This window comes from Micromonospora sp. NPDC127501 (assembly GCF_040302185.1).
GTDB lineage: Bacteria > Actinomycetota > Actinomycetes > Mycobacteriales > Micromonosporaceae > Micromonospora.
In genome coordinates this window covers 383011-409087 of the sequence record NZ_JBEORJ010000005.1, presented here as the reverse complement: position 1 = coordinate 409087, position 26077 = coordinate 383011, and the positions used below count along the sequence as shown (strand labels likewise).

General features: G+C 72.3%; 21 protein-coding genes. 10 read left to right on the top strand and 11 right to left on the bottom strand.

The features are described 5' to 3' along the window. Position 1 precedes the first annotated feature (1 nt). The 3 genes from ABTW72_RS14560 (at position 2) to ABTW72_RS14550 (ending at position 3790) form a co-directional block, all read left to right on the top strand. Positions 2 to 970, top strand: coding sequence for a carbohydrate ABC transporter permease (locus tag ABTW72_RS14560; protein WP_350858632.1), 969 nt, complete (start codon positions 2 to 4; stop codon positions 968 to 970). A 69-nt stretch (positions 971 to 1039) separates the two neighbouring features. Further along, entirely contained in the window at positions 1040 to 2086 is a 1047-nt protein-coding gene (locus tag ABTW72_RS14555; RefSeq protein WP_350858629.1) for a LacI family DNA-binding transcriptional regulator, read from the top strand. 30 nt (positions 2087 to 2116) lie between these two features. Further along, positions 2117 to 3790, top strand: coding sequence for a glycoside hydrolase family 13 protein (locus tag ABTW72_RS14550; protein WP_350858935.1), 1674 nt, complete (start codon positions 2117 to 2119; stop codon positions 3788 to 3790). 409 nt (positions 3791 to 4199) lie between these two features. On the opposite strand, the gene ABTW72_RS14545 is transcribed toward ABTW72_RS14550, so the two are convergent. The 3 genes from ABTW72_RS14545 to xylA all read right to left on the bottom strand — a co-directional run bounded on the left by ABTW72_RS14545 (position 4200) and on the right by xylA (position 8351). Beyond that, on the bottom strand, positions 4200 to 5633 hold the full coding sequence (locus ABTW72_RS14545) for an MFS transporter (protein WP_350858626.1): 1434 nt from the start codon (positions 5631 to 5633) through the stop codon (positions 4200 to 4202). A 93-nt stretch (positions 5634 to 5726) separates the two neighbouring features. Continuing rightward, positions 5727 to 7154, bottom strand: a complete 1428-nt coding sequence (gene xylB / locus ABTW72_RS14540) for a xylulokinase (RefSeq protein WP_350858623.1) — start codon at positions 7152 to 7154, stop codon at positions 5727 to 5729. 9 nt (positions 7155 to 7163) lie between these two features. Next, positions 7164 to 8351, bottom strand: a complete 1188-nt coding sequence (gene xylA / locus ABTW72_RS14535; RefSeq protein WP_091405721.1) for a xylose isomerase — start codon at positions 8349 to 8351, stop codon at positions 7164 to 7166. Positions 8352 to 8429: 78 nt separating this feature from the next. Between xylA and ABTW72_RS14530 the strand changes: the two genes are divergently transcribed. Continuing rightward, the gene (locus tag ABTW72_RS14530) at positions 8430 to 9668 is read left to right on the top strand and encodes an ROK family transcriptional regulator (RefSeq protein WP_350858620.1); all 1239 of its coding nucleotides are present in this window, start codon (positions 8430 to 8432) and stop codon (positions 9666 to 9668) included. 126 nt (positions 9669 to 9794) lie between these two features. After that, complete coding sequence (locus ABTW72_RS14525; RefSeq protein ID WP_350858617.1) at positions 9795 to 11405, top strand: SpoIIE family protein phosphatase; 1611 nt, start codon at positions 9795 to 9797, stop codon at positions 11403 to 11405. 28 nt (positions 11406 to 11433) lie between these two features. Here the strand turns inward: ABTW72_RS14525 and ABTW72_RS14520 are convergent, their stop codons facing one another. Further along, positions 11434 to 12060, bottom strand: a complete 627-nt coding sequence (locus ABTW72_RS14520) for a MarR family winged helix-turn-helix transcriptional regulator (protein ID WP_350858614.1) — start codon at positions 12058 to 12060, stop codon at positions 11434 to 11436. A gap of 97 nt (positions 12061 to 12157) precedes the next feature. Here ABTW72_RS14520 and ABTW72_RS14515 point away from each other — a divergent pair, with 97 nt between their 5' ends. After that, complete coding sequence (locus tag ABTW72_RS14515) at positions 12158 to 13288, top strand: PP2C family protein-serine/threonine phosphatase (protein WP_350858611.1); 1131 nt, start codon at positions 12158 to 12160, stop codon at positions 13286 to 13288. Positions 13289 to 13295: 7 nt separating this feature from the next. On the opposite strand, the gene ABTW72_RS14510 is transcribed toward ABTW72_RS14515, so the two are convergent. The 7 genes from ABTW72_RS14510 to ABTW72_RS14480 all read right to left on the bottom strand — a co-directional run bounded on the left by ABTW72_RS14510 (position 13296) and on the right by ABTW72_RS14480 (position 21837). Further along, entirely contained in the window at positions 13296 to 14777 is a 1482-nt protein-coding gene (locus ABTW72_RS14510; protein WP_502892201.1) for a sugar transferase, read from the bottom strand. Between the two features lie 215 nt (positions 14778 to 14992). Then, on the bottom strand, positions 14993 to 16750 hold the full coding sequence (locus ABTW72_RS14505; protein ID WP_350858608.1) for a substrate-binding domain-containing protein: 1758 nt from the start codon (positions 16748 to 16750) through the stop codon (positions 14993 to 14995). A 157-nt stretch (positions 16751 to 16907) separates the two neighbouring features. Then, positions 16908 to 17945, bottom strand: coding sequence for a lactonase family protein (locus ABTW72_RS14500; protein WP_350858606.1), 1038 nt, complete (start codon positions 17943 to 17945; stop codon positions 16908 to 16910). Positions 17946 to 18032: 87 nt separating this feature from the next. Then, the gene (locus tag ABTW72_RS14495; RefSeq protein WP_091405745.1) at positions 18033 to 18635 is read right to left on the bottom strand and encodes a GTP-binding protein; all 603 of its coding nucleotides are present in this window, start codon (positions 18633 to 18635) and stop codon (positions 18033 to 18035) included. Next, complete coding sequence (locus ABTW72_RS14490; RefSeq protein WP_091406461.1) at positions 18616 to 19005, bottom strand: DUF742 domain-containing protein; 390 nt, start codon at positions 19003 to 19005, stop codon at positions 18616 to 18618. The genes ABTW72_RS14495 and ABTW72_RS14490 overlap by 20 nt, the downstream gene beginning before the upstream one ends. Continuing rightward, entirely contained in the window at positions 18995 to 19417 is a 423-nt protein-coding gene (locus ABTW72_RS14485; protein WP_350858603.1) for a roadblock/LC7 domain-containing protein, read from the bottom strand. The genes ABTW72_RS14490 and ABTW72_RS14485 overlap by 11 nt, the downstream gene beginning before the upstream one ends. Next, positions 19417 to 21837: a sensor histidine kinase gene (locus tag ABTW72_RS14480; RefSeq protein WP_350858601.1), complete on the bottom strand. Its 2421-nt coding sequence runs from the start codon at positions 21835 to 21837 to the stop codon at positions 19417 to 19419. The genes ABTW72_RS14485 and ABTW72_RS14480 overlap by 1 nt, the downstream gene beginning before the upstream one ends. 299 nt (positions 21838 to 22136) lie before the next feature. On the opposite strand from ABTW72_RS14480, the gene ABTW72_RS14475 reads away from it, so the two are divergent. From ABTW72_RS14475 to ABTW72_RS14460, 4 genes are all read left to right on the top strand, one after another. Then, positions 22137 to 22730, top strand: coding sequence for a hypothetical protein (locus ABTW72_RS14475; RefSeq protein ID WP_350858929.1), 594 nt, complete (start codon positions 22137 to 22139; stop codon positions 22728 to 22730). A gap of 11 nt (positions 22731 to 22741) precedes the next feature. After that, positions 22742 to 23782, top strand: a complete 1041-nt coding sequence (locus ABTW72_RS32730; protein WP_502892200.1) for a hypothetical protein — start codon at positions 22742 to 22744, stop codon at positions 23780 to 23782. Positions 23783 to 23982: 200 nt separating this feature from the next. Next, positions 23983 to 25641 carry a sodium:solute symporter family protein gene (locus ABTW72_RS14465; protein WP_350858598.1) on the top strand — a complete coding sequence of 553 codons (1659 nt, stop codon included), beginning with the start codon at positions 23983 to 23985 and terminating at the stop codon, positions 25639 to 25641. 16 nt (positions 25642 to 25657) lie between these two features. Beyond that, a complete protein-coding gene (locus ABTW72_RS14460) occupies positions 25658 to 25966 on the top strand; it encodes a hypothetical protein (protein ID WP_238670491.1) in 309 nt (102 codons plus the stop codon). Positions 25967 to 26077: the final 111 nt, after the last annotated feature.

The following is a 26077-nucleotide window of genomic DNA, read 5'->3' as shown; positions in this document are numbered from 1 at the left end:
GATGACCACCGCAACGCCCACCGTCGCCGTCGGCACCCAGAAGACCGACGGCACCCCGACCACCACGGCCGGCCGGGTCCGCAAGCGGTTGAACAGCCGCACCGCGACGCTCGTCTCGATCGTCATCGCGGTGGTCTGGACCATCCCGACCTTCGGCCTGCTCGTCTCCTCCCTCCGACCGGAGGACGAGATCAAGACCACCGGCTGGTGGACCTCGTTCACCAACCCGCAGTTCACCTTCGAGAACTACGAGCAGGTCCTGTTCGGGCGTTCGGCGTCCTCCGGGCAGCTCGCCGGTTCCTTCATCAACTCGCTGGCGATCACCATCCCGTCGGTGCTCTTCCCGCTCGCCTTCGCGTGCCTCGCCGCGTACGCGCTGGCGTGGATCAACTTCCGCGGCCGGGACTGGGTCTACATCGCGATCTTCGCGTTGCAGATCGTGCCGTTGCAGATGGCCCTGGTGCCGCTGCTGAGGTTCTTCTCCACCGGGGTCACCCTCGGCGGCGTCACCCTGATGCCGGCCTGGGACCTGGTCGACGAGCAGAAGTTCGCCCAGGTGTGGTTCGCCCACACCTGCTTCGCGCTTCCGTTCGCCGTCTTCCTGCTGCACAACTTCATCTCGCAGCTGCCGGGGGACCTGATGGAGGCGGCCCGGGTCGACGGGGCCACCCACCCGAAGATCTTCCGCACCATCGTGCTGCCGCTGATCACCCCGGCGCTGGCGGCGTTCGGCATCTTCCAGTTCCTCTGGGTCTGGAACGACCTGCTGGTGGCGCTGATCTTCGCGGGCGGCGGCGACGAGACCGCCCCGCTGACCGTCCGGCTCGCCGAGATGGCCGGCACCCGGGGCAACGAGTGGCAGCGCCTCACCGCCGGTGCGTTCGTCAGCATCGTCATACCGCTCATCGTGTTCCTGTCCCTGCAGCGTTTCTTCGTGCGAGGTCTGCTCGCCGGCAGCGTCAAGGGCTGACCCGCGCGTCCGCCGCCGCCTGGCCCCTCGGGCGGCGGCGGGCGCTCCGGGCACCGAGCGGGGGAAACCGTGACGAGGATCGATGATGTTGCCCGGCTGGCCGGAGTGTCCACGGCCACCGTCTCGCGGGCGCTGCGCGGACTACCGACGGTCTCGGCCGCCACCCGACGCCGGGTACTCGCCGCCGCCGAGCAACTGGACTACGAGGTCTCACCGAGCGCGTCCCGGCTCGCCGGCGGCCGGACCGGCACGGTCGCGGTGGTGGTCCCCCGGATCACCCGCTGGTTCTTCAGCACCGTCGTCGAGGCGGTCGAGGAGTACCTCCACCAGGCCGGCTACGACCTGCTGCTCTACAACCTGGGCGGCCGGGAGCAGGTCCGCCAGCGGGTCCTGCGTACGGCCAACCTGCACAAGCGGGTGGACGCCATGATGCTGGTCGCCACGCCCCTGCGCCCGGCCGACCTGACCGCGCTGGCCACGCTGGAACTGCCCGGCGTCACCATCAGCTCGGGCAGCAGGGTGCCCAACTGGCCGTGCGTACGGATCGACGACGTGGCGGCCGCGCGGGTCGCCACCAAGCACCTCATCGACCTCGGCCATCACCGGATCGCCCACATCTCCGGCGACCCCGACGACGAGCTGGCCTTCACCACCCACCTCGACCGGCGCCGGGGTTACCAGGCGGCACTGCGTTCCGCCGGCCTGCGGCCCGACCCCACACTGGACATCGAGTCCACCTTCACCATCGACGGCGGCAACCGGGCCACCGCCGAGCTGCTGGCCCGCGGCGAGCCACCGACCGCGATCGTCGCCGCCTGCGACGAGATGGCGATGGGCGCGATGACCGCCCTGCGCGACGTCGGACTGCGGGTGCCGCAGGACGTCAGCGTGGTCGGCATCGACGACCACGACCTGGCCGGTGTGCTCGGGCTCAGCACCGTCGCCCAGCCCGCCGCCGAGCAGGGCCGGCTGGCCGCCCAGATGCTGCTCGACCCGCTCGGGGCCCGACCGCCGGGCCCCATCGTCACTCAGCGGGGCGCCGGTTGCGACACTCCGGTGGTCCTGCCCACCCGGTTGGTGGTCCGGGACTCGACCGCACCGCCCCGGGCACACTGAAATCCAAACACCGCAACACGGGAGACGACCCTGAACACCGACCCGACGCAGCAGACCCCCTCCGGTCACCCGGCCACCGGCTGGTGGACCGAGGCCGCCATCTACCAGATCTACCCCCGCTCGTTCGCCGACTCGGACGGGGACGGGATCGGTGACCTGCCCGGCATCACCGCCCGCCTCGATCACCTGGTCGAGCTGGGCGTGGACGCGGTGTGGCTCTCCCCCTTCTACCCCTCGCCGCAGGCCGACGCCGGCTACGACGTGGCCGACTACCGCGACATCGACCCGCTGTTCGGCACCCTCGCGGACGCGGACAAGCTGATCGCGGAGGCCCGGTCCCGCAACCTGCGGGTGATCGTCGACCTGGTCCCGAACCACACCTCCTCGGCGCATCGCTGGTTCCAGGCCGCGCTGCCGGCCGCGCCCGGCAGCGCGGAACGGTCGCGGTACATCTTCCGGGACGGCCGCGGTCCGGCCGGCGACCAGCCGCCGAACGACTGGCAGAGCGTCTTCGGTGGTCCGGCCTGGACCCGGACGGTCGACGCCGACGGGCAGCCCGGCCAGTGGTACCTGCACCTGTTCGACACCGGGCAGCCCGACCTCAACTGGGACAACCCGGAGGTGCACGCGGAGTTCCTGGACGTGCTGCGCTTCTGGCTGGACCGCGGCGTGGACGGCTTCCGGGTCGACGTGGCGCACGGCCTCATCAAGCAGGCCGACCTGGCCGACTGGCAGGAGCCGCAGGAGATCCTCTCCGGCAACGAGGTCGACAAGCCCCGCCCGCCGATGTGGGACCAGGACGGCGTGCACGAGATCTACCGGCAGTGGCGGCAGGTCCTGGACAGCTACCCCGGCGAGCGGGTGCTGGTCGCCGAGGCCTGGGTGGAACCGGCCGAGCGGCTGGCCCGCTACGTCCGCCCGGACGAGATGCACCAGGCGTTCAACTTCGAGTACCTGCTCGCCGCGTGGAGCGCACCAGCCCAGTACGCGGTGATCACCCGTTCGTTGGAGGCGACCGACTCGGTCGGCGCGCCGACCACCTGGGTGCTGTCCAACCACGACGTGGTGCGGCACGCCTCCCGGCTCGGCCTGCCGGTCGGCACCGTACGCCCCAACGGCATCGGCATCGGCGACCCGCAGCCGGACGCCGCCCTCGGTCTGCGCCGGGCCCGGGCGGCCACCCTGCTGATGCTGGCGCTGCCCGGCTCGGCGTACCTCTACCAGGGTGAGGAGCTGGGGCTGCCCGAGCACACCACCCTGCCCGACGAGGCCCGGCAGGACCCGACCTGGGTCCGCAGCGGGCACACCCAGCGCGGCCGGGACGGCTGCCGGGTGCCGATCCCGTGGGAGGCCGACGCCCCGTCGTACGGCTTCGGGCCGACCGACGCGAGCTGGTTGCCGCAGCCCGCGCTCTGGGCGGAGTACGCGCTGGACCGCCAGCGCGACGTGCCCGGTTCGACGTACGAGCTGTACCGCGCGGCGTTGCGGTTGCGGCGTACCCACGGGCTGGGTCGCGGCACCCTGGAGTGGTTGTCCTCCGGCGACGAGGTGCTGAGCTTCCGCAACGGTGAGCTGACCGTGCTGACCAACTTCGGTGCCGCCCCGGTGCCGCTGCCGGCAGGCGCCGAGGTGCTCGCCGCCAGCGCGCCCCTGGACGACGACGGCGCGGTCCCGGCCGACGTGACCGTCTGGCTGCGAGGCTGATCTCGCGCCGACCGGCCCGTCCCGCCGAGCGGTACTCGCGGGCGGGCCGGTCGGGGGCGGGCCGGTCGGGGGCGGGCCGGTCGGGGGCGGGCCGGTCGGGGGCGGGCCGGTCGGGGCGAGCCAGCACGCTGTGGAGCTGATGTCGTAAACGATTCATGCCCCGCGCCGCCCGCATCGCGCTGTGCGCGCCAACGCCGAACGGACGCCGGCCAGCCGCCGGATGCGCAGCCCACGCCCCAAGATCGCGCTATTTGCAGGATGTAGTGGCCTCGGCCCACCGGAAAGCAACTAGAACCAGGAAGTAGCGCGATCTTGGGGGCGCGGTACGGCGGCGCGCGGTGCGGCGGGGGCGCGGTACGGCCGGGGGGCGCGGGAACGGGGCGCGGGGCGCGCGGGGCAGCGCGGCGCTTCAGAGGCGGTCGGCCCGGGTGTGCAGCAGGTCGTGCACGTTGTCGATGTCCGCCGGTGAGGTTCGCGAGGCGAGCCAGTACATGACACCGGTCGGGATGAAGAAGAGCTGGAACGCGGCCAGCCCGACGGCGAAGTTCAGCGGTGGTGGGAATGCCGCTCGCAGCGCCTGGAAGGCCACCCCGACCAGCCCGTTGCCGGCCGCGCGACCGACCCCGTTGACCAGGTTGCCCAGGCTGTAGACCGTGCCTCGGTGCTCCGGCGGGTTGACGTCGGCGATCAACGCGAACCAGTTCGGCGAGTTGGCCGAGGTCAACGCGAGCGCCACGATCGCGGTGAGCAGGCTCAGCCCCACCGACGGCTCGGTGAACACACTGCTCAGCACCGCGCCGACCACCGCGCCGCCGCTCGCGCCGTCCGGCACGTCGATGGTCACCGGGACGAAGAACAACACCAGGTAGAACGGCAGCGCGGCGAGGATGCCGATCGAGGCGACGAGCGCCCGCCCGCGCGGGGTACGACGTTGCACGGCGTCACCGATCAGCCCGCCCACGATGGACAGCACCCCACCGAGCTGGAAGAGGGTGGCGAAGACGCTGCCCACCACCACCGCTGTCGACGCGGAGTAGCCCTGGGCCTCGGCCCGTTCGGCGAAGAGCACCGGCAGCCAGACCAGCGAACCGAACGCGGCCTGCGCGGTCAGACCCTGCAGGATCAGCCACCGGTTGGTCCGCCGGGCCAGAATGCGCGGCAGGTCGGCGCGGCTGATCCGGTAGTCGTACTCGGCGCCGGCGTCCAACCTGCCGGCCAGTTCCGGCTCGCTCTGGCCTCGCCGGATGTCGTATGTGAACAGGTAGGCCACTGTGGCGACCAGGCCGACGCCGGTCAGCAGCAGGAACGGTCGCCGCCAGTCGGCCGCCCCGAGCAACCCGCCGACGAGGGTGCCCGCGAGGGTGCCGACCCCCTGGGAGAGCCCCCAGAAGCTCATCACCAGCCCGCGCCGGGTCGGTGAGATCAGGTCGGTGACCACGGAGAAGCCCACCGAGCCGACCGCGCCGAGGCCGACCGCGGCGACCAGTTGCGCGGCCAGGAACGTCAGGTAGCCGCCGGCGAGCGCGCTACCGCCGGTGCCGGCCGCCCAGAGCAGTGTGCCCACCATGAGCAGCGGCTTGCGGTTGGTCCGGTCCCCGACGTACGCCCAGCCGACCGCCGCGAGCGCGCTGACCAGGAAGCTGACCGCGGTGACCACGCCGAGCAGCCGCCCGGACACGTCGAACGCGTCGGAGATCGGGCCGTACAGCGGGGGAACCAGCCCGATCGCCACGTTGTCCAGCGAGGCGAGCAGCACGAACACCACGACGCTGTACAACCGGTGCGCCCGCCCACCGCCCCGACCGTGCGGGCGCAGGCCAGGCCCGCCAGTGGTCACCGTCATGACCGGCAGCCAACCAGACTCCATGGCGGAGGTCGTCACGCGGGTGGGTGCCGGTCACCGTCGACCGGCACCCATCCGCGTCGATCCCGACGGTCAGCGCCGGTCGAGCACCAACCCGCGCGCCGCGGCGTACTGGTCACGGACGGCGGGGACGGCCGCTGCCGCGTACTCCTCGGTGCCCTCGACCGCCCAGACCGGCGGCGTGGGACCGCCCAGGGCGACCCAGGCGGCCTGCCGGGCGGCGCCGTCGGCGACGTACTCCCCCGCCGGCGGGACGACCACCGGGCAGCCGAAGACCTGCGGCGCGATCTGACGCACCGCTGCCGACCGCGCCCCGCCGCCGATCAGGATGACCCGGCGGGCGGTGGCACCCTGCGCGGTCAAGGCGTCCAGGCCGTCGGCGAGCGCGCAGAGCATGCCCTCCACGGCGGCCCGAGCCAGGTGCGCGGGGGTCGAGGTACGCAGGGTCAGGCCGTGCACCGCGCCGGTGGCGAGCGGCCGGTTCGGTGTCCGCTCACCCTCCAGGTACGGCACCATGACCAACCCGTCCGCTCCGGCTGGTGCGGAGAGCGCCAGGTCGGCCAGCTCGTCCAGGCTGACGCCGAGCATCGCGGCGGCGGCGTCCAGCACCCGGGCGGCGTTGAGCGTGGCAACCAGCGGCAGGAACCGACCGGACGCGTCGGCGAAGCCCGCCACGGCACCGCTCTCGTCGGCCGCGGGAACGTCCGCGACGCTGAACACGGTGCCGGAGGTGCCGATCGAGACGATCACGTCACCCGGCCCGGCACCCACGCCGAGTGCGGCGGCGGCGTTGTCCCCGGTGCCCGCGCCGAGCAGCGCGCCACCCGACCCACCCAGGTCGTCGGCCAGTTTTCCCGCCGACTCCGCCGGGCCGAGCACCTCGGGCAGCACCAACTGTCGGCCGAAGCCCCGCTCCAGCAGGTCCAGTCGGTAGTCACCGGTGGCCGGCGACCAGTAACTGGTGCCGCTGGCGTCACCCCGGTCGGTGCGCAGCGCGCCCAACCCCGGCGCACCGGCCAGCCGCCAGGTCAGCCAGTCGTGTGGCAGACAGACGGCAGCCACCCGTGCCGCCAGCTCCGGCTCGTGCGTCGCCAACCACCGCAGTTTGGTCAGGGTGAAGCTGGCCACCGGAACGCTGCCGGTGGCCTCGGCCCAGAACCGACTCCCGGCCGACCCGCCGCCGGCCTCCTCGATGAGGTCGGCGGCGGCGTCGGCGGATCGGGTGTCGTTCCACAGCAGCGCCGGGCGGACCACCCGGCCGTCCTCGTCGAGACACACCATGCCGTGCTGCTGGCCGGCGACGGAGATCGCCGCCACGTCGGCCAACCCGCCGGCCTGGTCGGCGGCGCTACGTAGCGCCTGCCACCAGGCTTCCGGGTCGACCTCAGTGCCGTCCGGGTGCGGTGCCCGGCCCTGCCGGAGCAGGGCGCCGGTCTCCGCGTCCCGGATCACCACCTTGCAGGACTGGGTGGACGAGTCAACGCCTGCGACCAACGGCATGGCGGGGCCTCAGCGGGCGCCGAGCAGGTGCTCGACGGCGAGCTGGTTGAGCCGGACGAAGGCGAAGCCCCGGGCGGCCACCGCGTCCACGTCGACATCCTCGAACGCGGAGCGGTCGGCCAGGAGCTCCTCGTAGCCCTCGCCGTCGCCGAGCGTCGGCGTGCTCAGCTCGCCGACCTTGCTGGCGGCGAGCGCCTCGACCACCTCGGGGTCGGCACGGAACGCCGCCGCCCGCTCCTTGAGCAGCAGGTAGGTGCTCATGTTGGCCGCCGCGGAGGCCCACACCCCCTCCATGTCCTCGGTGCGGGACGGCTTGTAGTCGAAGTGCCGGGGGCCGTCGTAGGCCGGTCCGCCGTTGGGGCCGCCGTTCTCCAGGAGGTCCACCAGGGCGAACGCGTTCATCAGGTCACCGTGGCCGAAGACCAGGTCCTGGTCGTACTTGATGCCGCGCTGACCGTTGAGGTCCAGGTGGAACAGCTTGCCCTGCCAGAGCGCCTGGGCGATGCCGTGGGCGTAGTTGAGCCCGGCCATCTGCTCGTGCCCGACCTCCGGGTTGAGGCCGACCAGCTCCGGGTGGGCCAGCTGGGAGATGAAACCGAGCGCGTGCCCGATGGTCGGCAGCAGGATGTCGCCGCGCGGCTCGTTGGGCTTGGGCTCCAGGGCGAACCGCAGGTTGTAGCCCTTGTCGATGGAGTACTGGGTGAGCAGGTCCACGGCCTCGCGGTAGCGGTCCAGGGCAGCCCGGACGTCCTTGGCGAGGTCGTACTCGGAGCCCTCGCGGCCGCCCCACATGACGAAGGTGCTGGCACCCAGCTCGGCGGCCAGGTCGACCTGACGCAGCACCTTGCGCAGCGCGTACCGGCGGACGTCGCGGTCGTTGCTGGTGAAGCCGCCGTCCTTGAAGATGGGGTGGGTGAAGAGGTTGGTGGTGACCATGGGCACCACCAGGCCGGTCTCGTCGAGGGCCTTGCGGAACCGGGCGATGTGCTGGTCACGGGTGGCCGCGTCGACGCCGAACGGGATCAGGTCGTCGTCGTGGAAGGTGATGCCGTACGCGCCCAGCTCGGCGAGCCGGTGCACTGCCTCGACCGCGTCGAGCTCGGGACGGGTGGCGTCACCGAACGGGTCGCGGGCCTGCCAGCCCACGGTCCAGAGCCCGAAGGAGAACTTGTCGGCGGGGGTGGGACGGGGTGCCATGAGCAACCTCCGGGGTGGTGTTGTCCTCTATTTGTTCAGCGATTGAATTATTTGCCCACCCTATGGCACTGTCAAGGGGTGAGCCTCACCCACGCCCCGGCCGGCGCAGTCCGTCAGGGCAGCCTGCGCGAGCTCAACCTCGCCCTGGTCCTCGGCCGGATCGCCACGGCCGACCGACCTCCCTCCCGGGCCGACCTGGCGACCGCGACCGGCCTGACCAGAGCCACCGTGTCCGCGGTGGTCGAGGACCTGCTCGCCGGCCGGCTGGTCAGTGAGTCCGACCCCGCGCCCCGCTCGGGTGCCGGCCGACCGGCGCGCGGACTGGTCCTGGCCGACCAGGGGCCGGCCGGGCTCGGCCTGGAGGTCAACGTGGACTACCTGGCGGTCTGCGTGGTGGACCTCGCCGGCCAGGTCAGACACCGCACGGTGCACAGGGCCGACCTGCGCCCGGTGGCCCCCGCCGACGCGTTGGCCCGCCTGGTCGAGATGGCCGGGGCAGCCCGCGAGGACGCTGCCCGGCGCGGCCTCACCCTGGTCGGGGCCGCGCTCGCGGTGCCCGGCCTGGTGGACGACGCCGGGCTGGTCCGGCTCGCACCGAACCTCGGCTGGCGTGACGTACCGGTGCCCGCGTTGCTCGCCGAGCACCCTCCGCTGATCGAGCAGGTGCCCGGCGTCCCCGCACTGGTGGTGGACAACGAAGCCAACCTCGCCGCGCTCGGCGAGCTGCACTCGCAGCCACCCGGCCCGGCCAGCTTCCTGCACATCTCCGGAGAGGTGGGCATCGGCGCCGGCATCGTGCTGGACGGCGCGCTGTTTCGCGGCGTACGCGGGTGGAGCGGCGAGATCGGGCACCTTCCGGTGCACCCCGAGGGCCGTCCGTGCCGCTGCGGTGGGCAGGGCTGCCTGGAGCAGTACGCCGGCCAGGAGGCGATCGTGGCCGCCGCCGGGCTGGCCCGGGCCGAGCTTCCCGCGGACACCGCGACGGCCCGGTTGGCCGAGCTGGCCGAGGCCGGCGACGCCGACGCGCTGCGGGCGCTGCACGATGCCGGAACGGCGCTCGGCGTCGCGGTGGCCGGCGTCGTCAATCTGCTCGACCTGGACACCGTGGTGCTCGGTGGCGGTTACGCGGCGCTCTCACCCTGGCTGTGCCCCCCGGTCCTCGCCGAGATCGGCGCCCGGGTGCTCACCGCGGCCTGGTCGCCGGTCACGGTCCGCCCGTCGACGCTCGGCGCGGAGGCCGCCGCGGTAGGCGCCGCCGGCTCGGTGGTGCGCAGGATCGTCGGCCAGCCCGCCGGTTGGCTGGCCCGCGCCGGCTGATCGCCACCCCGCGCCGTGCGCCGCTGTCCAAGAGAATCGGTACCCTTGCTCTCAGGCAACGATCCCCGGTGAGGAGTCGAGAAGCAGCATGCGCACACGTCGTCAGACGCGAGCCGGCGTCCGGCGGTGACCACGACCCAGCAACCCGGCGGCACCCCGTTGCCAGCCGACGAACGGTTGGCCCGGGAACTGCTCGACGGGCTCGCCGAGGCCGTGCTGACAACGGACGGGACCGGTCGGGTCACCCTGGTCAACGCCATGGCGGCCGAGTTGATCCCGGAGATCGACGCCGGCACCGAGCTGGCCGGTTGCTCGGTGGCAGCCCTGGCCCGGGCCGTCGCCAGCGGCGCTGACCGCTTCGACGCCGAGCACCACGGCCGGCGACTGCGCGGCGTCCGACGGCAACTCGCCGGTTCCCGCTGGGCGTGGTACGTCCGCGACGTCACCGAGGAGCACGCCCGCGCCGACGCCCTGCTCGCCGAACGCTCTCGCACCGCGTTCCTCGCCCAGGCCGGCAGTCGGCTGGCGCTGGCCCTGCACCGGGACCAGGTTCTCCTGGCCACCACCACTCTCGCCGTTCCCTACCTGGCCGACGTCGCCGTGGCACTGCCCCGACCGACCGTGCCGGCCGAGCCGCACCCGCGATGGATCCGGTACGCCGACGGCGAGCCCGCCCCGATCACCGGGCCGGCCAGCCCCGCGCTGACCAGCGCGGTGCCCGGGCTGGCCGAAGCGCTGGCCGGCGACCGGGCCGAGCCGGGCCCCTGGCCGGACGCCCCGCTCACCGACCTGGCCGACCTGCTGCCACCCGGGTTCGGCCCCCCGGGCATGGTGCTGGTCAGCCCGCTGCTCGGCGCCAGCGGGTCGGCCGGTGCGCTGCTGCTCATCCGCCGGTCCGGGCGGGCCGGCTTCGACCCGCGCGACGTGGAGCTGGCCCGGGAGTTCGCCGCCCGCGCGGGTGCCGCGCTGGCCACCGCCGACCTGCACGGTGAGCAGGCCCACCTGGCCCGGGTGCTGCAAACCAGTCTGCTCCCGCCCGAGCTGCCCGTCGTGCCCGGCGTGAGCATGGCCGGCGGCTACCGGGCAGCGGGCGACACCCTGCGCATCGGCGGCGACTTCTACGAGGTGTTTCCGCATCCGCGCGGTGCCCTGTTCGCGCTCGGCGACGTGTGCGGCAAGGGCGTGGGCGCGGCGGTGCTGACCGGCCGGGTCCGCCAGTCGTTGCAGACGCTGCGGCTCGTCGAGCAACGCCCGCTGGAGCTGATCCACCTGCTCAACCAGGCGCTGTTCGACGCGCCGGACGCGGCACGGCGCAACCAGTTCACCACCCTGTTGCTCGGTTCCCTGGACCGGGGGCCGGCCGGGCTGGACGTCCGCATCGCCGGCGGGGGTCACCCGGCGCCACTGCTGGTCACCGCCGACGGCACGGTCTCCCCGGTCCCGGTCGGTGGCATGCCGGTGGGGGCGCTGACGGCCGCCCGGTTCGCCGAGACCCGGGTGCACCTCGATCCGGGCGATCTGCTGCTCGCGTACACCGATGGGGTGACCGAAGCTCACGGCCCGCGCGACGCCGCGATGTTCGGCGAGGCCCGGCTGCGGGCCGCGCTCGCGTCGGCGGCCGGGCAACCGCCGGCGGCGCTGATCGACCGGGTGCTTGGCGCGGTCGACGACTGGCTGGGCGGGCAGGCCCACGACGACATCGCGATGCTGGCCGTGGGCGCGTCGACGCCGGCATGACCGGCGGGTGCCGGCCCGGCCGGCGTGATCAGGCGGTACGCGCCACCGGCGGGTCGCCGGCCGGCCATTCCCTGGTGGTGCCGACCGATCGTTCCGGACCGCCCGACGAACCCGTCCACCCCGTTCGGGTCTGCCGACCCGAATCGCCCGACCAGTCCCCCGATCGTCCACCGGGCCGGTCCGGGTCGTTCGGCCAGTCCCCCTGGCCCGTCGACTCATCCGGCGCCGGCGCGTTCTGCGTCTGCTGGCGGCGGGCGGTCTCGTCGAACTCCCGCATCCCGCTCAGCAGCGCGTCGCGGCCCTCCGAGCTCATCCCGGCCAACACGGCGGCGAGTTGGGCCTGCCGGTCGGCCCGCAGCTGGGCGACGAGCCGGCGGGCCTCGGGGGTGAGGTGCAGCGAGATCTCCCGCCGGTCGAAGCGGCCCGGCTCGCGCTCCAGCATGCCGGCGGCGACCAGCCGGTCGCAGAGGCGGCTGGCGGAGCTGAGCAGCATGTCGAGTCGGGTGGCGAGCCGACGTAGGTTGATCCCGTCGTACTGCTCCACCACCATCACCGCGCGCAACTGGGCACCGGACACGCGGTTGGCGGTCCCCTCCCGGGCAGACTCCCAGATGCCCAGCAGGGCAGCGGCTGCCGAATCCAGCGCGGCAGCCATACTCGTCTCAGGGTCCGTCGGACGATTCAGTTCGGCCATGGTGGCCCGAGAGTACTCCGAACCCCCTGGTGGTCGAGCTTTCAGTGAAGGACTGACGATGAGCGAACCGGTCAATCGGGCACGACGTGCCCTGAACGAGACACCAGCTGACCGGCTCGTCGGTGGGATCGGCGACGTGCTCGCCCAGGCGTACGGGATCACCGACGTCGAGCTCTACCAGGTCGACTACCGACTCGCGGAACTACTGCCCCTCACCGACGGTGACTCGATCACGAACCCAGGGCACCCGGCCTGGCGCGCCTTCGACCACCAGTCGCCGATACTGACCGACGGCACCGCCTGGTTCCCGGTCACCATGCGTGGCGAGCGTCGAGGGGTGCTGTGCCTGTCGCCCGTCCCGGACGACCAGGAGATCGTCGCCGACCTGGCCGACATCGCCACCGCGCTCGCCCACGAGGTGGCGGCCGTCTCCGCCGGCACCGACGTCTATCTGGCAGCCCGGCGCACCCAACGCCTCACCCTGGCCGCCGAGATGCAGTGGGACCTGCTCCCCGGCCGCAGCCGGATCCGTCCCTCGTTCAGCCTGGCCGGGCAGTTGGAGCCGGCGTACGCGGTGCGCGGCGACAGCTTCGACTGGTCCGACGACGGGGAACGGGTCTGGTTGTCCACCATCAACGGCACCGGTGAGGGGGTGGCCGCCTCCCTGCTCACCTCGCTGGCCACCCACGCGCTGCGCAACGCGCGTCGGGCCGGGCTGAGCCTCGCCGACCAGGCCGCCCTCGCCGATCAGGCCATCTACGACCTGTACCGGGGCGAGCAGCACCTCTCCGCGTTGCTGATGGAGTTGGACCTGCGCTCCGGGATGATGACCGTGGTGGACGCCGGGTCACCCCGACTGGTCCTGCTCCGCGACGGGGACGTCACCGAGCAGCCCCTGGAGGCGCAGTTCCCGCTGGGCATGTTCGAGGCGACCGACTACCACGAGCAGAAGTTCCCGCTGCAACGCGGCGACCGGCTCTTCGTGGTCAGCGACGGGGTGGTGGAGGCCACCGGTCAGGACATGCGCTACGGCGAGACGGCGCTGGACCGGTTCCTGCGGCGGACCGGGCCGATGGCCCCGCTGGACGCCGTCCGGTCGCTGATCGGTGATCTGCGCGCGTTCGTGGCCGGTGACCTGGTCGACGACGCGGTGGTCGTCTGCCTGGACTGGACCGGCCCGCAGGCGTGAGCGGTGGTCAGTACGCGCCGCGGCCGTTCAACACCGCGCCGAAGGTCTTCCAGAGGATGGTGAGGTCGGCGGCGAGGGACCAGTTCTCCACGTAGTAGAGGTCGAGCCGGATGCCGTCCTCCCAGCTCAGGTCGGAGCGGCCACTGACCTGCCACAGGCCGGTCATGCCGGGCTTGACCAGCAGCCGCCGGGCCACGTCGCCGTCGTAGCGGGCCACCTCCGAGGGCAGCGGCGGGCGGGGCCCGACAAGGCTCATCTGCCCCAGCAGCACGTTGACCAGCTGCGGCAGCTCGTCCAGTGACCATTTGCGCAGCAGCCGGCCGACGCGGGTCACCCGGGGGTCGTGGCGCATCTTGAACATCAGGCCGTCAGTCTCGTTGCGCGCGGTCAACTCGGCGAGCAGCGCGTCCGCGTTCACCACCATGGTGCGGAACTTGAACACGCCGAACTCCTGCCCGCCCCGGCCGACCCGCACCTGCCGGAACAGCACCGGACCCCGGCTGTCCAGTTTGATGGCCAGCGCGATGAGCGCGATCAGCGGCAGCAGCACCGCCAGCGCCAACGACGAGACGGACCGGTCGACGAGACCTTTCACCAGCTTGCGGACCCCGCGGAACTCGGGCGCCTCGACGTGGATCAGCGGCAGGCCGGCGACCGGGCGGGTGTGGATGCGCGGGCCGGCGACGTCGGTCAGCGCGGGTGCCACGACCAGGTCGATGCCGGTCCCCTCCAACTGCCAGCCGAGGCGGCGCAGCCGGGTCGCGGTCAGCTCACCGGAGGCGGTCACCGCGACAGTGTCCGCGCCGATCGCGGTCGCGGCCTCCGGGATACCCCGGAACGACCCCACCACCGGCACGTCACCCAGCCGCTGCGCCACCGGCGCGAGCAGCGCGTCCGGGATGCAGGCGCCCACCACCTGGTAGCCGGCGTACGGCTCACGGCGCAGGGTGTGGACCAACTCCAACACGTGGGCGGTGTCGCCGACCACCAGCACCTTGCGGGACCAGCCGGCGCCCAGCGAGCGGGCCCGGTGCAGTCGCTTGCGGGCGGCGAACCGCGCCACCTCCAGCCCGACGGTGCCCACGGCGAAGGAGATGCCCAGGAAGCCCCGGGAGACGCCGACGTCGGCGATGTAGCCGATGATGGCGATCGCCCCGGCCAGGCGCAGGCTGGCTGAGCTGACCCGCCGGTACTCGTCCGCCCCGTAGCCGATCACCCGGTCGTCGTAGCAGCCGAGCGCCTTGAGCGAGACCAGCCAGGCCAGCACCAATCCGGGGGCGACCAGCACGTACGGGATCTCCGAGCCGGTCGGCTCGTCGTCACCGAAACGGGCGACGTACCCGATCAGCAGCGCGATGATGAGGATGGTGGTGTCCAGCACCACCAGGACCCGGACGTAGGACCGTTCGTCAGCGCGCGCCACCAACCCGGCGCGTCGATCGTCCGGCTCCGCCGACGTGGCGGGGGTCAACAGTGTCGCCACGCTCACCGGCCCTCCCACTCTGTACAGGATGGCCCCGGCCGACGGGTCGGACCGGAGGCGGACCGACTGTGCCGGAACAGTCGACATCCTGCCTTGACAACTATGACTGCCGATTGCTTCCGACGTATTGCCGTCACTTTTCTTCAACAACCTGGTGGCCGAAAGGGGCCTGCCACACCGAATCGACGGTACGGCAGGCCCCTGGACGTCTGAGCGTCGGATCAGCGCGGCGCTGGCGGACGCCGTGCGATGGCGCTGAGGAAGATGCTGCCGATCTCGCTCGGATCCTTGGTGACGAAGACGTCGCCACCGGTCACCTTGGTGATCGACTCCAGCTCCGCCTTGCTGACGCCCTCGCCGATACCGATCATGATGACCTGGACCGGCCGTTCCGGGTCGGCGATCTGCTTGAGCTTGGCGAGCAGCTGCTGCTGGTTCAGACCGTTGTCGTCCTCGTTCTTGCCGTCGGTGAACAGCACGATCGAGTTGACCCGGCCGGGCTGCCAGTTCTCCTGAACCGCCTGGTACGCGGCCAGCATGGTGTCGTAGAGGCCGGTGTCGCCGCTGGAAGGCTTGATGGTGGCGAGCGCGCCCTCCAACTGGGCCCGCTGGCCGGAGAGCGGCCCGATCGGGACCAGCTCCCGGTAGTCCCTGCTGCCCACGAGCTTGGTGGAGAAGGTCCACAGGCCGATCGACCAGGAGTCGTCGAAGAGGCCGAGGCCGCGACGGGCCGCGTCCACGGTGACCTCCTCCCGGCTGCGGTTGTTGGCGCTGGGCACCGGGTCCTTCATCGAGCCGGAGACGTCGATGACGGCGAGCATCCGACCGGACTGGGTGGCGATCGACCAGCTGGAGACGACCCGCTGGATGGCGGCCGGGTCGAGGCCACCCGCCGCGGTGCCGCCGTTCGCCGGTGCGGTGGGCGCTCCGCCGGACGGGCTCGGAGCACCCTGCGGCGCCTTGAAACCCTCGCCCCAGTTGCCGTCCGGCGCACGCAGCGACTGCGCGGCGAGCCGGTTGCGGAAGGTCGGGCTGGTGAGCAGCTCGAACAGCACCTTGGCCGCCGACGCCTTGGTCGGCTCGATGCCCGGCAGCACCGCGTACGGGTAGTCCAGCGGCATCGGCGCCGGCTCCATGTAGAGCGCGGCGAGCGGCACCGGCGGCTTCTTGCTGTTGTACGCGATCACGTCTTCTTCGGACAGGGCCGCCGCGCCGAGACCGCTGGCGATGGACGTCGCGTCGTTGGCCGTGGGGAAGCGGGCCAGCAGGTCGTTGCGGAGCGAGGAGCGCCCCGTGGCCAGTGCGCGGAGCGCGCCGACGGTGTTGCGTTGGGCGTCGCCACCGGCGCCGTTGGCGGCCGCGGTCAGCGAGAGCAGACCGGACAGGCCCGCCGCGTCGCGGGTCGGCTCGACGATTCCGGTCCGCAGCGGCGTGCCGGTGTTGGTGACCTGCTTGAGCAGGTCGGTCCAGTTGAACTTCTTGTCCGGCCAGCCCAGCCGGCTGGCGATCGGCTCGGGCATCGCGACGACGATCGGGCTGCGCGCGATGGAGGCGCCGTTGGTCGGAGCGAACGCGGTCGCGTCCTTCTTCAACCGCAGCAGCCAGGTCGAGGAGTCGGGCACCCAGACGTCCGGGCTGACGGCGGTGCCACTGGCCTGCCCCACGCCGGCCAGCACAGCGCCGTGCTTGGCCGCCACCACGGCCGCCACGTCGACCGGGTCGGACGCGGACACGTCGACGCGGATGCAGGTCGGGCCCACCGCGGCGCCATCCTTCACCCACTGGGACGCGGCGGCATCCACCGCTGGCGCGAGTTCGGAGGCGACCGCCACGGCGAGTCGGATCTCTCCCGAGCAGCTGGGCTGGATCAACTCCTGATAGCCGAACCACGCGCCCGTCGTCACGACGAGCACCCCCGCCGTTGCGGCGGCGGCGGCTAGATGGAGTTTCGAACGCATGCGATGGCGGCCTGCTGACACGGTGACCATCTTGCGTACAAGGTGCCGTCTCTGCCACATCCGTTCGGACTAAAGTTACGGAGGAGAAACAGTTGACCACCTTTTTGCAACACAGAGTGACGCGACAGCCTCACGGCGTTGCCAAATCAGTGTCGCCCTCACGTCTCTGAATCATCGTTCAGGGCAGTACGCACGTCGGGCTCGGCACCGGCACCGGCTCGCCGACCGCCTCCGGGACGCCGGTGTCGGCGTCGCGACGGAACACCCGCACCATGTCCGCCCGCTCGTCGGCGACGTAGAGGTGCTCCCCGATGAGGGCGAAGTGCCGGGGCCACTCCCCGCCGGTGTCCACTTCGGCCACCAGCTCGGGCAGCTCCCCGGCCAGGGCGAAGACCGCCACGGTCCCCACCCCGCGGTTGGCGACGTAGAGGAACCGGCCGTCCGGCGCGACCGTGACCTCCGACGGCTGGACGTGACCGGCGCGTCCGCTCGCCTCGACCCGCCCGCGCTGGTGCAACGCGCCGTCGTCGGTCAGCTCGTAGGCGGTGACCGAGGCGTCCAGCTCACCGACGAGGTAGCAGCGCCGTCCGTCGGGGTGCCGGGCCAGGTGCCGGGGGCCGGTGCCGGGCTTCGTACGCATCCGGGGTGCGCGCGGCACCAGTCGTCCGGTCGCCTCGTCCAGGTCGTACCGGTAGACCGAGTCGGTGCCGAGATCCACACCGAAGATCGGCCCCTGGCCCGCCCCGGGCGAGACCATGTGGGCATGGGCGTGGTCCTGGCGCTCCGGGTCGGGGCCGTGTCCCTCGTGTACGACCAGGTCGGTGCGCTCGCCGGGCACGCCCTGCGGGTCGAGCGGGAAGACCGCGATGCTGCCGCTGCCGTAGTTGGCCGCCAACAGGTGACCCCCGCCGGGCAGCACCGCCAGGTGGCAGGGCTCGGCACCGCCGGTCGACCGACTACCGAGCGGGTCCAGCGCGCCGTCCACCCCGACCTGCCAGGCGCTGATCTCGCCATCCGTCAGCTCGTTGACCGCGTAGAGCACCGGCTGGGTGGGGTGCCGCGCCAGGAAGGAGGGGGACGGGGTGACCGCCACCGTGCCGAGCGGGGTCAGCGCCCCGGTCCCCGGGTCGCGGCGAGCGGCGACGATGCCGCTGCCCCGCCCGTCGCTCTGCGCGGTGTAACCCCCGATGTGGACGACCTCACCCTGACCGCTCACGCCCAACTCCTCCGCCGGCATCCTTCGTTGATCCAACCAGAGGCTGCCCGCGTTGCCCGCCCGTTAACCGGCTTTCCGGCCCGGATCTCAGGCCGCCGGCACCGGCTCGCCGCGCTGTCGCGCCACGTGCTCCACCAGAGAGATCAACACCATCTTTCCCGACTGCCGGTCCCGGGCGTCGCAGAGCACCATCGGCACGTCCGGGTCCAGGTCGAGCGCTCGGCGTACGGTCTCCAGGTTGAATCGGCGGGAGTCGTCGAAACAGTTCACGCCCACCACGAACGGAATGCCCCGCTGCTCGAAGTAGTCGATGGAGGGGAAGCAGTCGGCCAACCGCCTGGTGTCGGCGAGCACCACCGCGCCGAGCGCGCCGAAGGCCAGCTCGTCCCAGAGGAACCAGAACCGGTCCTGGCCCGGCGTGCCGAACAGGTACACCTGAAGGTCGTCGTTGATGGTGATTCGGCCGAAGTCCATCGCCACCGTGGTGGTGGACTTGCCCTCCACGCCGGAGATGTCGTCGGTGCCGATCCCGGCACCGGTGAGCACCTCCTCGGTCTGCAACGGACGGACCTCGCTCAGGGCGCTCACCAAGGTCGTCTTGCCAGCCCCGAAGCCTCCCGCGATGAGGATCTTCAGTGCCAGCGGGATGGTGGTGCTGGTGCCCACCTGGTCATAGCGCACGGAGTCCACTGACCACCGCCTTGAGGATGTCGTCGTCGGGAAGGATGCCGGCGGCCGGCGGCTCGTGCACCGCTACCAGGCCCTCGGCGAGGAGATCACCGAGCAGTACCCGGACCACGCCGACCGCGAGGTCCAGCTCGGCTGCCAGTTCGGCCACCGACACCGGCCGGTGGGCCAACGTGACCAGCCGTCGATGCTCCGGCAGCAGATGCGAATGGCTCGTCGTATCGACGTCCGAGCCGGCCAACACGAACGCGACCAGGTTGAAATCGTCGACGGCGGAGCGTACCCGGCCTCCGGTGAGCGTGTACGGGCGCATCACCGGGCCGGCTTCACCGTCCAGCCACTCGTGCTGCGGCCCGGGCGGCTCAGTCCGCATCTCCGGCACCCGCTGCCGATCGGGCCGGCGCGGCGAGGCTCTCCCCCACCCGGATCACCAGCATCGCCATCTCGTACGCGACCAGCCCGATGTCCGCGTCGGCGTCGCTCACCACGGCCAGGCAGGCACCCTGCCCGGCGGTGGTGACGAAGAGGTACGCCGCCTCCATCTCCACCACGGTCTGCCGGACCGGGCCGCCGTCCACGTGCCGGCTGGCCCCTCGGGCGAGGCTGGAGAAGCCGGCGGCGAGCGCACAGAGGTGCTCGGCGTCGGAGCGCTCCAGCTCGGCCGAGCAGCCGAGCAGCAGGCCGTCGGCGGAGAGCACCACCGCCTCGCGGGCGGCCGGTACCCGTTGCACCAGTTCGTCGAGCAGCCAGTCCAGGCCGGCGCTCTGCTTCGTCGAATGCCGCACTAGGCGTCCCTCTCAGTCACGGTCGGGGGTTCGGGGGTCGTCGGCGGGTCGGTGGGCGCCGCCTCGACCGCCGGGCCGGTTGGCACCGTCGGGCCGGTTGACACCGCCGGGCCGGTTGACGCCGCCGGGCCGGTTGGCACCGTCGGGGTGATTGCGGTGGCGCGTCCGCGCGCCGTGCCGGCCTGGAGCGCCGCCATCACCTGGCGGACCTCCTCGGGCGAGCGGGGCGACGGCGTGTCGGTGACGGTCGACCGGGGCTGGGCGGTGGGGGTACGACGTCGCACCCGGCGGGGCAGGCCATCCAGCTCATCGTCCGGCTCGTCGGGGGTCGCCGACCCCTCGTCGCGCCCATTGGCAGGCGGGATGGTCGAGGTCGGCGCCCCGGTGGGTGGGGCGGGCGGGGCTGTGCTGGCGGACGGGACCGTCGGCGGGCGGGTCCGGGGGCGGGTCACGGCACCCCGGCGCGCCGTCCGAGCCGGCCGCCGACTCGGGTCGGCCGACGCGGTACCGAGCGTGGCGGGGTCGGGGCCGGCCGGTGGCTCGGTGGTGACCAGGTCGCCGGGGACCAGCACCACTGCTGTCACGCCACCCTCCCCGGATGGGCGCAACCGCACCCGTACGCCGTGCCGGGCCGCCAGCCGGGCCACCACGAACAGGCCGAGTCGGGCGCTCTGCGCCGGGTCGAACTCGGGCGAGCTGGCCAGTCGGGTGTTGGCGGTCTCCAGTGCCGCGTCGGACATGCCCAGCCCCTGATCGGTGATCTCCAGGGCGTACCCGTTGGCCACCTGCGCCCCGGTGACGGTGACCCGGGTGTCCGGCGGCGAGAAGGCGGTGGCGTTCTCGACGAGCTCGGCGAGCAGGTGGATGATGTCGCCGACCGACCGCCCCAGTACGCCGGCCGGGTGTACGGCCTTGACGTCCACCCGTTCGTACGCCTCGACCTCGGAGATCGCGCCGCGGATCAGGTCGACCATCGCGACCGGGTTCCGCCAACCCCGGCCCGGCGCGGAGCCGGCGAGGATGACCAGATCCTCGGCGTGCCGGCGCAGCCGGGTGGCCAGGTGATCGACCTGGAACAGCTCGGCCAGCTCGTCCGGGTCCTCGCTACGCCGCTCCATCCGGTCCAGCAGGTGCAGCTGACGGTGCACCAGGCTCTGGCTCCGTCGGGCGATGTTGAGGAAGACCTCGTTGAGCCCGCGGCGCAGGGTGACCTCGTCCACCGCGGCCTGGACGGCGGTGCGCTGCACCTCGGTGAAGGCGCGCCCGACCTCGCCGATCTCGTCGTGGCCGTACTCCAGCGGCGGCGCCTCCCGGGCGACGTCGACCTGTTCGCCCCGGCGCAGCCGGGCCACCACGTCGGGCAGCCGGTGCTCGGCCAGCTCCAGCGCGGCGGTGCGGACGCCGCTGAGCCGGCGGACCAGGGTGCGGCCGACCCGCAACGCCACCAGCACCGAGACGACCACGGCGACGAGCCCGAGTACGCCGGCGGCGGCCAGCCGCACCAGGATGCGGACCGCCATCGGCACCGAACGGTCGGTGAGAGCGTCGGCCTCGGACAGTTCGAAGTCCCGCAACTGCTGCTGCACCGCGTCCTGGCTGGCCTGCCAGGCCGCCGCGTCGACCGTCGGCCGGCCGGACCGGTTGGGTACGACCAGCGCGTCCTGCATGCTGCGCAGCCGGGTGAACGCCTCGCTCTCGGTCAACCGTTGGTACGCGACCCGGCTGCTCTCGGGCAGGTCGGCCACGGCGCTCTCGGTGAGCCACCGTTGGTTGCCGATGGCCTGTACGAGCTGGGTGTGCTCCCCCTCGGCGAACCGTCCGGCGGTCAGCGCGCCGGCCAGCAGCGCGTCGCTCTGGCCGAGCAGTTCCCGGGAGCGACCCAGGGCGGTGAGCGCCAGGGCCTGCCGGTTGATGTCCGGGTCGGTCAGGGTCGCCATGCCGGCGAACGCCTGGAAGGCCGCGGAGACCATGCCGCTGTACAGGCCGATCGCGCCGGCCCGGTCCACCTTGCGCTCGTCGATGAACTTCCGCCCGTTGGGCAGCGCCGACAGGGCGGTGACCAGCTGGTCGATCCGGGTCTCCAGCGGGTCGTCCGCAGCGTCGCGCAGCGGTTCCCCGTCCACCCGGCGGCGCAGCTCGGCGACCGCCCGATCGGTGCGTCCGCGCTGCTCGGCGAGGGCGGGCAGCTCGGTGTTGCCGGCGAGCTGCACCACCGAGAGTCGGCGTTCCCGTTGCAACTCGGTGACCACTGTCTCGCCGGGGCGACCCAGGTCGTACAGCAGGGTGCGGGCGGAGAGCAGGTTCAGGGCGGGACCGAAGGTCAGCGTGGTAGCGAACATCCAGAGCGCCAGAAGCGCGGTCACCGGCGCGACGACCAACGCGGTCAGCTTCGAGCGGATCGGCCAGTCGCGGGTTTTCATCAGACCTCGCCCGTACAGGGTGGCAGGAGGGGTGCCGGCACCGCCGGGCACCGCGCCTGCCGGCTGCGCGCCCGGCCGCGTCGCCGGGCACCGGCGCGGGCGCCTTGGGCAGGATACGTAATCGGAGGCTGTTTCACTACCGCCCGTGTCTTCACCGTGTCTTCACCGCCCAAGCGCCTCTTCTGGGCGGAATCGGGTTTTTGGCCGGTGAGTAGTTGGGCCCCTCGTCAGGAAAGTGCCTCGGATCGGGATTGGCGATCACTGCGCGGAGGGAATAGCAGATGACGAAGGAGGAGCCCTTGTCGCCCACGCAGATCGTCGTCATCGTGCTCGTCGTGCTGGTGATCGTCGCGGTGCTGGCTCTGGCCGCCCGCTCGCTCAACAACCGCCGGGCCCTGCGCAACCGGTTCGGACCGGAGTACGACCGGGTGGTGGCGGAACAGGACAGCCGGTCCGCCGCGGAGCGCGAACTGCGCGACCGGGAACGCCGGCATGCCGAGCTCACGCTCACCCCACTCACCCCGGAGTCCCGGGCCCGGTACGCCGCCGCCTGGGAGGAACTCCAGGTCCGCTTCATCGACTCCCCCGGCGAGACCGTGGGCGACGCAGACGAACTGGTCACCCGGCTCATCGAGGAGCAGGGCTACCCGACCGGTGACTTCTCCGACCAGATCGCCCACCTCTCCGTCGAGCACGCCCGCACGCTGACCAACTACCGGGACGCGCACGAGATCCACCTGCGCAACTCCCGGGGCGAGGCCAGCACCGAGGAGCTGCGGCAGGCGGTCGTGCACTACCGCGCACTCTTCGCCGACCTGCTGGGCGAGGAGCCGGTCGGCCAACGCACGCCCGAACAGCGCCACCACCCGGACCACGACGCCACGAGCCGCTGAGGAGGCCACCGATGCGCCAGGAAGAGCAGCAGGTGAGCAACGACCACCCGGAGGCCGTCCGGTCCGAGCCCGTGCCGGTACCCCCGGCCGGCGACCGGTCCGCCCGCTCCGACGTTCCGGAGGACGCCCTCGACGACCGGGGCACCTTCGACGACCAGGCCGCCGTCCATGAGCGGGCCGATGACACCGACCGGGACACCGCGTACGACCCGGCCGACGACGAGCTGACCGACGACTCCGACCAGCGCCGCCGGCGCGACGACCGGTCCACCGACGAGGGCGGTTTCCACGAGCCGGGGCCGCTGCCGACGACATTCGGCGCCACCACGGTGGCCGACGCAGTGGCCGCCTCGGCGCTGGCCAGCCCGCACCCACAGGATCAGCCGGACCCGAGGGCCGAGCGGACCGCCCGGCCGGGCGACGGCGCCGAGGACGGTGAGCGGGAGGGTCTGCGCGCCGACCCCACCGCGGAGCTGCACCGCCGCGACGCGTACGTCGACGACAGCGCGGACGTCGACCCCACCGACCTGGACGACAGCGCCGACGCGGACACCTCCGCGCGGACCGTCGTCCCGCCGGGGAGCACGGACGGCGACCCGGAGCGGCGCGGCGATCTGACCGGCGACCGGGACGCCGCCGCAGCGGGCGCGGCCGGCTACGGCAGCGCGACACCGGAGATGGTCGACCCGGACGCGGACGGCGAACCGGTCCCCGGCGACGACACCAGCCCCACGCTGGAGTCCGCCGGAACATCCCGACCCGCCGGGTCGACGGTCGCGGCCGAGCCGGTCACACTCCTCGACACGGACACCGCACAGGGCTTCCGGGACCGCTGGCGGGACGTGCAGCTGCGTTTCGTCGACGACCCGCAGGCGGCTGCCGGCGAGGCGCAGTCGCTGGTGGAGGAGGCCATCCAGGCCCTCTCCTCGGCGCTGGCCGCCCAGAAGAACACGCTGGGCGGGTGGCAGGACGCCGGCTCGGCCGACACCGAACAACTGCGGATGGCGGTCCGCAACTACCGGGACTTCCTGGACCGCGTACTCGGTCGCTGAGTCACCTCACCAACACTGGCGCCCCGGCCGAAACGGCCGGGGCGCCACCTTGCGTACCGATCGTCGCGGAGCCCGCCAGACCGCCCGAACGGCACGAACACGGCGGTCCCGACCTCCAGGAGTGAAACCGCGCGGACGGGGTAATAGGGCGCGCGCGCACACACCAAACCAGCGCGGACGTCGGGACGAGGGGTGGCGGGATGGACGGCGACGGTCTTCGGCTCAACATGAACGGCCTGGACTACCTGATCCTGGCGCTGTACTTCGTCACCGTCCTGGGGGTCGGCTTCGCCGCGCGCCGGGCCATCCGGACCAGCGTCGACTTCTTCCTCTCCGGCCGCTCCCTCCCGGCCTGGGTGACCGGTCTCGCCTTCGTCTCGGCGAACCTGGGCGCGCTGGAGATCATCGGGATGGCCGCCAACGGGGCCCAGTACGGCGTCATGACCGTCCACTACTACTGGATCGGCGCGGTCCCGGCGATGGTCTTCCTGGGCATCGTGATGATGCCCTTCTACTACGGCTCCAAGGTCCGCAGCGTGCCGGAGTACCTGCGGCTGAGGTTCAACCGCCCCACCCACCTGCTCAACGCGATCAGCTTCGCCGTCGCCCAGGTGCTGATCGCCGGCGTGAACCTGTACGCGCTGGCCCTCGTCATGCAGGCGCTGCTCGGCTGGCCGCTCTGGACGGCGATCGTCGTCGGCGCGGCGATCGTGCTGGCGTACATCACCATCGGCGGCCTGTCCGGGGCGATCTACAACGAGGTGCTCCAGTTCTTCGTCATCCTGGCCGGTCTCATCCCGGTCACCGTGATCGGCCTGGTCAAGGTCGGCGGGTGGAACGGCCTGATGGACGCGGTCGGCGACACCAAACTCGGCGAGGCCGGCCTGCACGCGTGGCAGGACACCGGCAGCACGGCCAACCCGCTGGGCGCGCACTGGATCGGCATCGTCTTCGGACTCGGCTTCGTGCTGTCGTTCGGCTACTGGACGACGAACTTCGCCGAGGTGCAGCGGGCCCTCTCGGCGAAGAACATGAGCGCCGCCCGGCGTACGCCGATCATCGCCGCGTACCCGAAGTTGTTCATCCCCCTGGTCACGGTCATCCCCGGCCTGGTGGCCCTGGTCACGGTGAAGGGCCTCGGCGCGGAGAGCGGCGACCTGCAGTACAACAACGCCATCCCGTTGCTGATGCGCGACCTGCTCCCCAACGGCGTGCTCGGTGTGGCGGTCACCGGCCTGCTCGCCTCGTTCATGGCCGGCATGGCGGCCAACGTGAGCGGCTTCAACACCGTCTTCACCTACGACATCTGGCAGGCGTACATCCGCCGCGACCGGTCGGACGAGTACTACCTGCGGGTCGGCCGGTGGGCGACGGTCGCCGCCGTGGTGATCGGGATCGGCACCGCGTTCATCGCGGCCGGATTCAGCAACATCATGAACTACATCCAGGCGCTCTTCTCCGTCTTCAACGCGCCGCTGTTCGCCACCTTCATCATCGGCATGTTCTGGAAGCGGATGAGCGCGCTGGCCGGCTTCTGGTCGCTGCTGCTGGGCACCCTGGTGTCGCTGAGCCTCTACCTGCTCTACAAGGGCGGGGTGGTCGACTTCAACTCCGACCTGGAGGAGAGCTTCTGGGGCGCCGGTCTGGCGTTTGTCACGGCGGTGGTCGTCGCCGCGATCGTCACGCCGCTCACCTCACCCAAGCGGGACGAGGAGCTGCGCGGGTTGGTGTACGGCATGGGCGGCGTCGACCTGAAGGGCGACGTGCTCGCCGGGGACGCCGCCTGGTACCGCTCCCCGGTGCTGCTCGGTCTGATCGCGGTCGCGCTGGCCGCCGTCTTCTACATCCCGGTCTTCTAAGGAAAGGGGTCGGCAGATGAGCAACGATGGCCAGCCGGCACAGGACCCGCTGATCGACGAGGCGCAGGCGGAGCAGCGGCGCTCCGCCGCGGCCCGGCTGTTCGACATCCGCCGGGTGATCGGTGGCCTCTTCGTCGCGTACGGGGTCATCGTGACGCTGATCGGCATCTTCGACAGCCGGGCCGAGATCGACAAGGCCGAAGGCGTACGGATCAACCTGTGGGCGGGGCTGGCGATGCTCGTGTTCGGTCTGCTCATGCTGCTCTGGCAGTGGTGGCGACCAGCGGAAGCGCCGGCCCCGAACGAGCAGCAGCCCGACGCCTGACCGCCCGACCGCTCGGTATGACCACGGCCCGGCCCGACCGCCGGGCCGTGCGGCATGAGCGCGGCACGAAGGGGTACGTGGGGGAAATCAGGCACCGTGTCGGACACAGGA